General features: G+C 60.8%; 7 protein-coding genes. 6 read left to right on the top strand and 1 reads right to left on the bottom strand.

Going from position 1 to position 12,143, the window contains the following annotated elements; translation table 11 throughout:
* Window positions 1–18: 18 nt before the first annotated feature.
* From ACGSLL_RS13915 to ACGSLL_RS13890, 6 genes are all read left to right on the top strand, one after another.
* The gene (locus ACGSLL_RS13915; protein ID WP_394506674.1) at window positions 19–498 is read left to right on the top strand and encodes a CS1 type fimbrial major subunit; all 480 of its coding nucleotides are present in this window, start codon (window positions 19–21) and stop codon (window positions 496–498) included.
* Window positions 499–621: 123 nt separating this feature from the next.
* Window positions 622–3,144 carry a CS1-pili formation C-terminal domain-containing protein gene (locus ACGSLL_RS13910; protein WP_394506672.1) on the top strand — a complete coding sequence of 841 codons (2,523 nt, stop codon included), beginning with the start codon at window positions 622–624 and terminating at the stop codon, window positions 3,142–3,144.
* Window positions 3,145–3,149: 5 nt separating this feature from the next.
* On the top strand, window positions 3,150–4,367 hold the full coding sequence (locus ACGSLL_RS13905) for a hypothetical protein (RefSeq protein ID WP_394506670.1): 1,218 nt from the start codon (window positions 3,150–3,152) through the stop codon (window positions 4,365–4,367).
* A 44-nt stretch (window positions 4,368–4,411) separates the two neighbouring features.
* Window positions 4,412–5,155 carry a molecular chaperone gene (locus ACGSLL_RS13900; protein ID WP_394506668.1) on the top strand — a complete coding sequence of 248 codons (744 nt, stop codon included), beginning with the start codon at window positions 4,412–4,414 and terminating at the stop codon, window positions 5,153–5,155.
* Between the two features lie 32 nt (window positions 5,156–5,187).
* The gene (locus ACGSLL_RS13895; RefSeq protein WP_394506666.1) at window positions 5,188–5,700 is read left to right on the top strand and encodes a CS1 type fimbrial major subunit; all 513 of its coding nucleotides are present in this window, start codon (window positions 5,188–5,190) and stop codon (window positions 5,698–5,700) included.
* Window positions 5,701–5,719: 19 nt separating this feature from the next.
* Window positions 5,720–6,946: a hypothetical protein gene (locus ACGSLL_RS13890; RefSeq protein ID WP_394506664.1), complete on the top strand. Its 1,227-nt coding sequence runs from the start codon at window positions 5,720–5,722 to the stop codon at window positions 6,944–6,946.
* A gap of 46 nt (window positions 6,947–6,992) precedes the next feature.
* Here the strand turns inward: ACGSLL_RS13890 and ACGSLL_RS13885 are convergent, their stop codons facing one another.
* Window positions 6,993–12,110, bottom strand: coding sequence for a dermonecrotic toxin domain-containing protein (locus ACGSLL_RS13885; protein WP_394506662.1), 5,118 nt, complete (start codon window positions 12,108–12,110; stop codon window positions 6,993–6,995).
* Window positions 12,111–12,143 lie beyond the last annotated feature (33 nt).

Here is a 12,143-nt window from a genome sequence, read left to right as displayed (position 1 = left end):
GCAAACAGGTACATAACGATGTTCAAGAAACTCGCAATCGCCGCTCCACTGGCTCTTCTGGCAATGACCTCCACTGGCGCATTCGCTGCCGGTGAAGCGTCGCACTCGATCAGCCTTGTCGCGCATGTGCCGACCAACGGTTTCTATGTCGTGCCGACCGACCCTGATCTGGTCAACAAGGACCAGGACATGAGCTACCAGCCAAGCACCGGCAAGATGCGCGACGTCAACGGTTTCTTCGACGTGCGCAACAACAACGGTTCGGTGCACGCCAGCCTCGAAAGCCTGCCGAAACTGGTTTCCGGCAACACCTCTATCGATCTGCGTGTGATGTTCAACAACAAGGAACTGAACCTGACCCCGCAAGTAGTTGTGGGTGAAGCCGAGTCCGACGTCAACTTCCGCGCACCGCTGAACATCAGCGCCGTGGGCAGCAACTTCCAGCCGGGCGATTACACCGGTTCGGTGGCAATGATCTTCGACGCCGTGACGCCATAACCGCTCACTTGATCGATCGATCAGGCACCCAAGCCCAACGTTCATGTTGACGCTTGACCGTCGGGGCAGACGCTTTATCTGCCCTGGCGGACTTCCATTTGTTTGTTACCCGAGTACGCGTTCATGTTCCCGATGACTCCCATCGCGGCGGCGCTTGCGCTGTTGTTTTGTGCCAGCGCAGCCGTCGCATCCAACACCGCCGGAACCACGCCACGCAGTCTGTTGGCGCAGGCCAAGGGTTTGCCGGCGGATTTCGAGGAGCACTTCTTTGATGTGCCGCTGGCGGTGCGGGTCGAAGTCGACCAACAGCCGCTGGGCGAAGCCATGGTGGTGTTGTCCCGCGATGATCGCATCACGCTCCTCGAATTCACCGACACCAGTGAAAACCGTTTCGGCCCGGCCGAGCGGGAGAAGTGGGCCAGTTACCTCAAGCCCGGCGTGCCCTTGGGCGCGTGCAGCGGGTCCTGCCCGGATCAGTTTCTGGCGGTGCATTACAACCTGGAAAGTTCGCTGGTTTCGATCGTCACCGAAAACGCCGAGCGCGACGTCTCCGCCAAACGATATTACGAGCAACCCAGCGGCGGCAGCAGCGGCTTGATGGTGCGCAATCAGCTCAACCTCAACGGTGGTCAGGAACAGGATCTCGGTGGGCGTTTCGGCCTCGAAGCCAGCGCGAGCCTGGGCAACTGGAGCCAGACCCTCAACCTGCAAATGGCCCGTCTCGGCGGCCCGGACGACAAGCTTTATCACGCTGTCCATGAGCTGCACACCCAGCGCGAACTGCAAGGCAGTTTTTTCCGCCTGGGCTACTTCACCCCCAATTCCGAAGGGCTGACGCGCCAACCGCGTACGTTCGGCACCAGCCCTGACACCGCTGTCGGCGTCATGTATGGCAGCTCCGACAGCCTGGCCATCAACAGCCCGATGCCCAGCGTCTATCCGATCTACGTCACCGCCAACCGCCAAGGCTCGGTGGAGATCTGGCGTGATGGTCTGCTGATCAATACCCAATCGGTGCCGGCTGGCTTGCAAACTCTCGATACGCGGCCGCTGCCCGGCGGGATTTATGAAGTGGAGGTACGGCTGATCGAAGACGGCCAGATCACCTCCACCACCCAGGAGCTGGTGTACAAGCCCAGCAACTGGCGCAACCTCGACGAGCGCTGGCGCTACAACCTGTTCGCCGGCGAAGAAAGCAAACTGCTCAGCAACTGGGAAACCCAGTCAAGCGGCAGTCCGACGGCCGGGGCAGCGGTCAACTACCTGCTGCACCCGCGGGTCATTCTTGGCGCCTCGGCGCGGCAGATTCGCGAAAAGCTGCAGTACGGCACCTCCATCGACTGGACGCTGGCCAATCACGTCAGCCTCTACGCCAACGTCTACAAGACCGAGGATTACGGCACCGGGCTCGACCTGCAGAGCCTTTACAACTACGGTGCCGGCAGCATTGTTGTCAGTCACAACCGCAGCTGGCTCGATACCACCAATACCTACGACACGTTGCCCGATGGCACGCGTATTCGCCCGCGCAATGTGTTCGTCGGCCAGACCAGCAACTCCTCGCTGGCACTCAATCATCGGGTCAACAGCAAGAACTCGGTCAACGCCCGGGTCGCGCATAGCGAAGGCAATGTCGAAGGCCTGGGGGTCGATCTCGGCTGGACCCAGCGCACCACGCTGCTGGGCAGTGACGCCAGTTGGCGCTTGTCAATTTTCGACCGGCCGGGCAGCTACAGCAGTGGCGATGCGCGCAATCGTGGCGTCGACCTGAGCGTCAACATCGCGCTCGGTGCGCCCGGCCAGCAGATCACCGGTAGCATCGGCTCACGCACCGCCCGCGATGGTCAGCGCGACAACAATGCTTCGCTCGGCTGGCGCAAGGATTTCAAGGATCACGTGCTGCAAAGCGTGTCGGTCACCGCGCTCACCGATACCTATGGCCTGGGCATGTCCGGCCTGACCAATTTCCGCACCGACGCGGTCAATGGCGACGCGTTTGTCCAGCGCTCCTCGTACAACGGCAATTACACCGGCGGCCTCAACGTCGACAGCACGCTGGTGATCGGCGGTGAGCAGATGCTCATGACCAGCCAGAGCGAAGTGCGCGGCGCCGGGCTGATCGTCGACGTCGAATCGGACATCGACGACATCGTCCTGCGTGCCGACGACTACAGCGGTGGCGGCGCGGCGCTGAAGCCGGGGCGCAATTTCATTCCGATCACGGCGTACCAGAACAGTTCGGTGAGCTTCGATTTCGAAGGCAACAACGTGCCGGCCGCGACCATCGAACCGGCGCGCACCCGTTATCACTTGAACAAGGGCGGCGTGGAATACCGCAAGGTCCGCGTGATGAAAACCTTCACGGTGCTTGGCCGGCTGGTCGATGCGCAGGGCCAGCCGCTCAAGGGCCACCACGTCATCAACCACGCCAGCCGTGGCGTGACCGAAGTCGACGGGTTCTTTTCGATGGAAATGAACGCCGGCTCGCCAACCCTGGAAGTGCGCCAGGGCAACCAGTTGCTGTGCCAGTTCCGTCTCGATGCCAACCGCCATCGCAGCGAAAACGACGTGCTGATGATCGGTGATTTGCGCTGCACGCCGGACACCCTGGCGGATGTTACGACCACTGAACAGAAGGCAGGTTGAAAGGTATGAAAAGAATCGCAGGCGCTTTGGGCTTGTCGCTGGGCTTTGTCATGTCCACCGCACAGGCCGCCAGCCAGGAAATTCGTGCGACGTTTCGCCCGGATTCCTCGCAGCCGAGCAAAAACGTGTTTATCAACCAAACACCGAACAGCGGTTACTGCGCGAACTATCCGGAGCAATGCGCGGAAAACGCCACATTCAGTATTCAACTGCCAATTCGCTTCACTTCCAACGGCCCGATCAAACCCAATTGGGGGGTTGGCTTGAAGGTTCCTGCCAACTGGAGGCGGCTGACGGTCACCAATGCGGATACGCAGGAAGTGGAGATCGTTGAAATGCGCATCACGGGTATTGGCTCCAATTATTTCTTGAGTGATCCGGCGCATGAACTGGTCGGTGTGAGCGACCCATTGGAGGGCCATCAACGACTCTGGGAAAGCAGCAGTTGGGTATACGCACCCTCACCCTGTCAGTACAGCGGTGTCGGCGCTTACACCCCTGCTACCTATCGTTTTTTCTGGAAAGCACCGGCAGAGGGTTACTGCACGAAGAAGACGATGTACGCCATTCCGTCTATCTATTTCGACACGCTCGACTTCGCTTATGAACTGCGTACTCCCAATCCGTTGGGAATGTCCTCTGGGCTGTACACCGGCTCGATGATCTATAGCGTTGGCGGGGGCGGCGATTTCGACATTGGGGGCGGGTTTCAACCCGACGACAGCAGCCTGACCCTGGACTTCGTCCTCGACGTACAGCACACCCTCAAGATCGATCTGCCGCCCGGTGGCAACAACGTCAGCCTTGAACCCGAAGGCGGCTGGCGGCCGTGGATCGAGAGTGGGAACAAGCCGAACAGGATTTTTCGCGATCAGCCGTTCCACATTTCGGCATCGTCGCGATTCAAGGTGATGCTGTTGTGCAATTCGCACGGCGGTAATACCTGCAGGCTGGGCAGCCCGAAAGGCAACACGACCAACGTCCAGGTATCCATGACTTTGCCACCGGGCATTACGCATGCTGGAGGCAATACGGCCAAGCGTCTCCCGCTGCGTTTCAACGAGTGGATCGGCCCGTTCCAGCCTGGCCTTTACATCGATCGCAAGCCCGGCGCGATTCATTTCGATATGAGCCGTTTCGACATCGATTTTCTCCTTAAACAGCGTGACCTCAACGACCGCCTGCGCGGCAACGTCACCATTATCTGGGATTCGGAAGCATGAGCCTTTCGGTCCGCGTTTTCCCAATCGTTCAGGAGTTCTCAAACATGAACCGTGCTTTTCTGCTGGGCGTGCTCAGCCTGTTCTGCCTGACCGCCGAGGCGGGCCCGCAGATCAATGTCGGCACCGTCTACGACTATCTCGACGCCGATAAAAGCACCTACCTCAAGCGCGTGTTCAACAGCGGCGATGCCACCGCGTTCGTCAAGGTCAACGTGCTGGAGATCATTTACGCGGCTGACGGCACTTCGCAGGAAATTGCCATCGAGAACGCCGCCGACGGCGCCTCGCGCAACGGCCTGATGGCCAGCCCGGCGCGGTTGATCGTGCCCGCACAGGGCATGCAGGGCACGCGCCTGTTGTACATGGGCGAGCGCGATCGCGAGCGTTATTTCCGCGTGCGTTTCGTGCCGGTGGTGCCGGAAAAGGAAGACGAGTTCGTGGTCAGCAACGAAGAGCGCGAAGACTATAAAAATTCACTGTCGGCCGGAGTCAACGTGATGACCGGGTTCGGCACGATCTTCTTCGTACGGCCCAAGGATGCGCGGTTCGACACCGTGGTCGATGACAGCGCCAGCCGCTACGAACTGCGCAACAACGGCAACACGGTGATCATCATCGACGAGTTCAAGAGCTGTTCGCTGACCCAGGACACCGATTGCGGCGCGACCACCAAACACCACGTTCTGGCCGGCAAGACCTTCGCTTTCGACAAGGAAAAGGGCCGCGAATACCGCTTCTTTCTGATCGAAGGGGCCGAGAAAAAGGCCATGAAGATCGCCAGTCGCTAGGTCCGCTTTCATTGACGCATCGGGTACTCAACATGATCAAGCAATGCACCGCCGCCGCGCTGATGGCCGCTACCGGGCTGACCGGCGCACTGGCGTGGGCGGCCCGGGAAGAGCACACCTTCGAAGTGTCGCTGACCGTTCCCAACCGGCCGTTCTATGTCATCCCGGCCGAGCCGGACTGGATTCATCGGCCGCAGCAATTGTGGTGGGACTATCCCAAGGCAACCCTCGGCAGCCTGGAGAAAAACTTCGATGTGCGCCACGACAGCAGCGCCATCGATGCGCGTCTGTTATTTGAACCGTATCTGGAAAATGGCCGACCCAATGAAGCGATCATGCTGCGAGTCACGTTCAACAATGTGGAGCTGAGTGCTCAGCCCGTTCCCCGGCAAGTGGTCTCCAGAGAAGAGGCCGCCAGTGGCAAACGCGTGGCGCTGAAGATCGAACCGATCGAACCCGCCGGCGGTTACCGCTCCGGCGACTACCACGGCAATGTGCTGCTGATGTTCAGTGCTGCGGCACCGGCCGGGGAGACAGCACCGTGAGTTTCAGGCGAATACAACCATGAAAAAAATCACCTTGGCGCTGGGTCTTTTGTTGATGGCGAGCATCCCCGAGGCACAGGCGATGAATCAGGAGATCCGTGCACTGTTCCAGCCTGATTCGTCGAAGCCCACCAAGAACGCCTTCGTCAACCAGACGCCGAACAGCGGCTATTGCGTGACCTATCCGGCCGAGTGCGCGAACTTCCGCATGTTCAGCATTCGCGTACCGGCGCGTTTCACTTCAACCCGCTACGTTAGCATCGGCGACTGGGTCGGTGTCAAAGCGCCCGCTGCCTGGCGCAATGTGACCGTGACCAACACCCAGACACAGGCCAAGGAAATGCTCGCGGTGCGCATCATCGGCCTTGGCTCCAACTATGTCCTTAGCCACCCGGCCATGCGCCTGGCCGGTGGCAGCACACCGCTTGAAGCCCATGGCCGTCTGTGGACGACGAACAGTTGGGTGAACGGCGTACCGGGGCCGTGCACTTACAGCGGCAGAGCCGAACATGGCCCGGAAACCTTCCGGTTTTTCTGGAAGACTCCTTTCCAGTCCATGTGTGCCAAGGTCCCGGCCTATCACATTCCCGGATTGTCGTTCGACACGCTGGATTTCGCCTATGAAATGCTCACGCCCAATCCACTGGGCATGGCCTCCGGTCGCTATGTCGGCTCACTGACTTACACGCTCGGGCCCGGCGCAGATTTTGACATGGGGCCGCTGATGCGGGCGGAGGATCCCAGCCTGACGCTGGATTTTGTGCTCGACGTGCAGCACACCCTGAAGGTCGACATCCCGCCCGGCGGTAACCACATTGTGCTGGAGCCCCAGGGCGGCTGGCGCAGTTGGCTGGACAGCGGGCGCAAGCCAGTACGGCTTTACCGCGATCAGACGTTCCATTTGTCCGCCTCGTCGAAATTCACGATGCGGCTGGAGTGCGAACATGAACTGGGCGTGGGCTCGGGCTGCGCCATTGTTGATCGTGAATCCGGTTTCGCTGGAGGCGTCGATGTCAGCGTCAGCTTGCCCAACGGTTTGACCGATAGTGCCGGTCAAGCGGTCAGACGTTACCCGTTGAGCCGTGAAACCAGCCCCGTGTTTCAACCGGGTTTTTATGTCGATCGTCGCCCCGGCACGCTGCACTTCGAAATAAGCAAGGACTGGACTGACTGGCTGATCGACAACGCCAAAGGCCGTCCCTACCAAGGCAACGTCGCTGTGATCTGGGATTCGGAGGTCGATTAAGCCGCCCGCCCGGCCTGCACAGGCAGGCCGGGTACAACAACCGCGGTCAGAGGCCGGCTCTGGCCAGCGCTTCGCGGGTCAGCTTTCGCGACAGTTCGTTGCGCTGATGACCGATGCCGTTCAACAGCGCTTCGTAACGAGCGACGCTCATTGGCGCGTCGTCAAACAGATCTGGCGCATCGGCAATGTTCAACTGCTCTGCCAGGCGTTCGATCCTGCGGGTGAGCGTGTGCACATTGGTCTGTTCGTGCGGGTTGGCCCATTCAGCCTTGGCCTCGCGCAATTCGTCGAGCAGGGCCACCTTGGGATCGAATACAGCAGCGTTGCTCGCGTACTGGTCCGGGTAGGTGTTTTGCAAAAAGTCCTTCCAGAAATTGTCGGGATACAAATCGAGCATGGCGTTGACCAGTCCATCGGCCTGCTCAGCCTGGGTGATCATGGCAAAAGCCAAGTCGAGCTTCTCCTGGGTCACAGCCGAGCGTGCCTGATAAGGCATGCCTTCCGATTGCCAGGGCAGTTGCAAGCGCTGAGCCAGCCCCGTTTCGAACGCCATGTGCACGGCGACTTCGTCCGGTGCGGGATTGCCGGGGTCCTCAAGATTCAACAACGTTTGCGCCTGGCATTCGAAAGCGGCTTCGTCGGCGACTCTGTTCAATCGCGAGGCACCACGGGCCAGGCGCACCAGTGTGTCTTCCAGAATGGCGGGCGATGTCGAGTCGCCATAGGCCTTGGACACCCGCACCTTCATTCCCAGCGAATTGAACAGCTGTGCACCGAAAGCGCTGCAGTCGTCGGGCGTCGCGATCTGTCGGAACAGCGTTTCGCGCAGTCTCGCGTCCACCGCCAGCGCATCGACCATTTCCCAGACCCGTTGCGTCAATCGGCTGCGGCCGGCGTCGGTACGGTAATCAGTGCTTTCCCGCAGCTTGCGAATCACACTGAAAAAACCGCCGGAATCGGGTTCTGCCATCAAGTCGTGCCAGGACTCTTCGCGGTACTTGAGCATGGCGGCTGACGGGCTGAACAGGTCCGGTTGTTGGGGAAGCGAACGCCAGTAGCTGAGCTCGTCGTCGGCAGCGGGGAAATAATCCTGCACCAGCGCCAGGCCGACAGACTCGCGATAGCGGCCAAGCCGCGCATGATCTTCGTTGCTCAGGCGCGACGTGTCGAAGCGCGCGCGACTGAGGAGGCGCGCCTGCGCAGAGCCGGACGTGACCTCGGGCAACGTCCTGACGCGCGTGCCGCGCATGTCCAGCATGAAGCTTTGCGGTCGTTGCTTGTCCACGGCGCCAACCCGGAACAGACCCTCGGGCCAGGCCTCGATACGGGTGTTGGCCAGGCTCAATTCGGTCAAGTGGTCCATCGCGCCGACATCCGGAGGCAGGTCCAGTGGATTGCCGTTCAGATTCAACGTGCGCAATTGCGTGAGCTTGCCAAGCTGTTGCTGCGACTCGCTCGTCAGTTTGATGTTGTTATCGGCCAGATCCAGAGCCTGCAACGGGCGCATCACGCCGAGACTGTCCGGCAGTGACTGCAATTGACACTGCCGTGCGCTCAGTTGGCGCAGCTTGGGAAAGCTGATCAGCAACGCACTCGGATCTGGCGAAAGGCGCGCCCTGTCCAGCCTGAGCGCGGTGATGTTATCGATGTATGGCTTCATTTTTGGCCGTTTGAGCAGGTCACGCCACCAGCGCTCCACATCATGGCCCATCAGTTCCGAAGACAAATCGAGCGTATAGCCTTGGTCAGGATGGGCACTACGCTCGCCAAAGATTTCGCCGCGGCGCTCGAAGCATTCGGTCAGGCGATCCAGGACGAACGCGCCGCCTTCGTACAGATAATCCGAGGACAAGTACCTGGATCCCGCTTCGGCGTCTTCCCCGGCGGGATAACTGTCACGCCAGGCGGCCAATTCGGTTTGCAGGTCGTCGCGCTCCTGCTCCAGCCGTGCGATGGCTTCCTGCGGCTCGCCCCGGCGCGCCAATGCTTCAACGAAGGTGATGGCTTCTCTTTCCGACATAGCCGGATACAGGTCGCGGATTCTTTCCTCGGCTGTCGAGCGCCGCATGAACCTCGGCCAGCCACGCACCAGGGTTTCGGTTTCGAGGCTCGCCACCGGGCGAATCGGCGGTTCGGCGAGGACCGTGCGACGCTCGGCAGGCGCAGCCGCCAACTCCATCAGCCAGACTTTCAACGCAGCGCCCTGACCGCGTCGGTAGCCGACGTTCGCCCGTGTTTCGTCAGGCAGGGCGCGCAATATTGCCTCATGGAACTCGTCCGCGGCATGCAGCGACCGGCTGTCGGCGTCGAGCACTTCGTAACGCCCATGTTCGTCTCTGACGAGGCGTCGGGTCGTGCCGGCATCCTCGGCTCCGACGCTGCAACGCAAGGGCCCGTCAAAGGTGCCGTCGCGGACCTCGATGCGCAGGTCGGCAAAGGCGTCGGTGTGCAGCCGCAGCGTGCCGAGCGCGAGGCGTTCGCTGTCGGCGCTCAATTGATCGTCACGGTAGAACCCTTCGTAGGCACGGCTGGTTCTGGCTTCGAAATCCAGCTCCCGCGCCTGATTCTTCAGACGCAGCGGCAAGCGCTGTTCGTTGAGGGTGCGCTGCCGTTCGCTGGCGCTGGCCTGATCGAGCAGCTTTTCGCCCAGCGGCAGTGGCAGCTCGGGGAAGGTCTTGCGGACCACCTGCAGATCGGGCTCGCCGGTGCGGTCGGCCGCTTGATAGAGGCGCCTGGACACATCGCTGCGACGTTTGTCGACGGCATCGGCCAGCACATCACGCAGCGCTTGCACCCGCTCGGCTGCAGGCACTTCTCGGCCCAACAGTGTGCGTATCTGACCCTCGTCGAGAAAGCTCAGCAGCCGTTCCGGCAACAATCCGGCATTAAGCTCGGACTGGCTGATGCTCAGGGTGTCGGCGGCGCTGGCGCTCGGGTTGCCGTATTGGCGCGAGTAGCCGTCGAGGTGTTCGTACTGCACTTTCAACGCTCGCTCGTATGGCCAGCCCGGCAGGCTGGTGGCGATCGGTTCGAACCAGTCCGACTCGGCCGCGATCGGCTTGCCAGCGCGGATGTTGGCACTGGCGAGTTGCGCATCATCGTAGGCTGCAAAACGCGTCAGACTGTCGGTCAGCAATGGCGGCGGCGGGCTGCTCTCGCTGTGCATCCGGCGCAAGTGATCGTGGCCGGTGCCGCTGCTGATGCGGATCTGCTCCAGTTGCGTGGGCGTAAAACGCTCGGCACGGTGACCCAGGCGCGGCATCAACGCGCTGTCGTGCCAGTCTGCAGGATCTTCGGCCTCATGCCGCCAGGCACCGTGCTCGTTGTGTTCCAGCAGCGGTTTGTAGGCATTGGCGCGCTCGGGATGTTTGACCCGGTAGCTTTTGATTTCGGGACGCGATGATGCTTTTTCGACACTGAAAAGCTTGCCGTCCAGCGGCAGAATGCGCGTGCCGCCATGCTCGTGCAGGCCCTGCGGGTCGGGTTTTGACGCCGCATCCAGCGTCAGTTTCTTTTGCTCGTAGGGGCCAAGATCGGGATGCCACAGCGACGCCTTGCCATCCGGTAACCGCACCGGCTTCATGCCATCAACCAGCGGCGACAGCTTGACCTTGAACGCCCCGGCGATTTGCGCTCCGGCGCCAAACGCGGCCAGTTCTATGACATTGGTCACCACGCTGATGACATGCTCGCCGGCTTCCTGCCAGAGGCCCTCGGCGAGATCGACAATGCCTTCGATGACGTCGGTGGTCAGTTGATATGCGGTGTAGGCCATCATCAGCTCGCCAAGACCCGGCACAAATGGCGTGGCGATCAACAGGGCGACGTTGAAAATGTCGGAGAGGATCTTCTTGAAGTTGTCCCACCAGACCCAGCGCGCCTTGCTGTCGGCGTCGGCGGTGGACACGGCGATTTCCCGGGCGTCGTTGAGAATCTTGTTGAGCTTTTGCTGATAGGCATGGCGCCAGTATTCGCCGTGCACTCTCAGCCGCTTGAACCGCAGGTCGGGATTGTCTACGGCATCCTTGCGCCACGCCGGGCGTGGGTCGGTCGTGCCGACAGGCGGGTGATAGCGGGTGATGAACAGGCGTTGTTCCAGTTCAGCAAAAAAGTGCCCGCGCTGTTGCTGATCGACGAACTGGCTGAAGAACTGCCGGTAGGTCTGTTGCGTCGCCTCGCTGAAGCGGTCTTCGCGAAGTTGCCGGGTCAGTTCCACGCGAAAGGCTTTCAGCGAGGTGTACTCCTTGAGCGGGTGATCCGGGTCGTGCGGGATGTAGACGATCAGGCGACGAACGCCGCGGCTGTCCGATTGTGCGTGGGGCAGCAGCAGGATCCCGGTCAGCGCGGTGTCGAGCAGCGACAGGTCGGCGTACGCCAGCGAGCGACCGTTGAGCATCAGCAGCGGTTTGTTTTCGCTCAGGCTGAGGATCATCTTGTACGCGTCGTAGGCAATGTCGTCCTTGATCAGCGCCAGTTGCGCAGCGGCCCCGAGGGCATCCTGCTGACTCTGGCTGACCTTGTATTGCAGAACGCTTTCGGCCAGCGGTTCGCCGGGCAGCAGGTAGCTTTCCAGATGCTTTTTGTATTGCGCGCCGAGGTCCAGATCGCGACACAGTTTTTGAAAGTCGCTGATGGGCATCGCGCTTTTGATCGGCAAGACATCGAACAGACCCCGTGCATCGGGCTGGCTGATGTAATCCGAGTCAGGCCCGGCTGTTTCGCTGCTGGCGAAGTTGTGCAGTGCGGCATCGAGCAGCGACACCGTTCGGGTGACGATGCCCTCGGACAGATTGATTGCGTACCAGGGCGTTTCTGCAGGCAGATAAAGGCGCAGATACGTGGTTTTCACGTCCGGTTCGATGCCATGAACGGCCTTGATCCTTGCCTTGAGCAGCGGTTCGGCGAAGGCATACAGGTCGGTTTTCGCCAGCAGATGATCGACCCGGTTCTGCGAGTTCCACGCTTTTAGATTGGCGGCGGCAAGTTTTTTCAGGTAGGCGGCGGGTGCGGAGGTGTACCAGGGCTGGGGCTCCAGGGATACGTTGGTCAAGGCGCGGGCGCGGCTGACGGTCGCGTTTTTGAAGCTGTCGTTGACGGCAGACTTGATGAATTCGTAGTGCCGGCCTTTGTCTGGTTGTTCGGCAGGCAGGGGAGCGGGAGACATGGCCAATCATCCTTGATTGTTGAGGAGTGATCA

The sequence above is a fragment of the Pseudomonas retamae genome, assembly GCF_043496865.1.
Classification (GTDB): Bacteria; Pseudomonadota; Gammaproteobacteria; order Pseudomonadales; family Pseudomonadaceae; genus Aquipseudomonas; species Aquipseudomonas retamae.
Note: the sequence above shows the minus strand (reverse complement) of the source record. Positions and strands in the feature narration are given on the sequence as shown.

Excerpts from the sequence above, each read along its gene's own strand:
- ACGSLL_RS13915 (WP_394506674.1), top strand. The coding sequence starts at position 19 with ATGTTCAAGAAACTCGCAATCGCCGCTCCACTGGCTCTTCTGGCAATG.
- ACGSLL_RS13910 (WP_394506672.1), top strand. The coding sequence starts at position 622 with ATGTTCCCGATGACTCCCATCGCGGCGGCGCTTGCGCTGTTGTTTTGT.
- ACGSLL_RS13905 (WP_394506670.1), top strand. The coding sequence starts at position 3,150 with ATGAAAAGAATCGCAGGCGCTTTGGGCTTGTCGCTGGGCTTTGTCATG.
- ACGSLL_RS13900 (WP_394506668.1), top strand. The coding sequence starts at position 4,412 with ATGAACCGTGCTTTTCTGCTGGGCGTGCTCAGCCTGTTCTGCCTGACC.
- ACGSLL_RS13895 (WP_394506666.1), top strand. The coding sequence starts at position 5,188 with ATGATCAAGCAATGCACCGCCGCCGCGCTGATGGCCGCTACCGGGCTG.
- ACGSLL_RS13890 (WP_394506664.1), top strand. The coding sequence starts at position 5,720 with ATGAAAAAAATCACCTTGGCGCTGGGTCTTTTGTTGATGGCGAGCATC.
- ACGSLL_RS13885 (WP_394506662.1), bottom strand. The coding sequence starts at position 12,110 with ATGTCTCCCGCTCCCCTGCCTGCCGAACAACCAGACAAAGGCCGGCAC.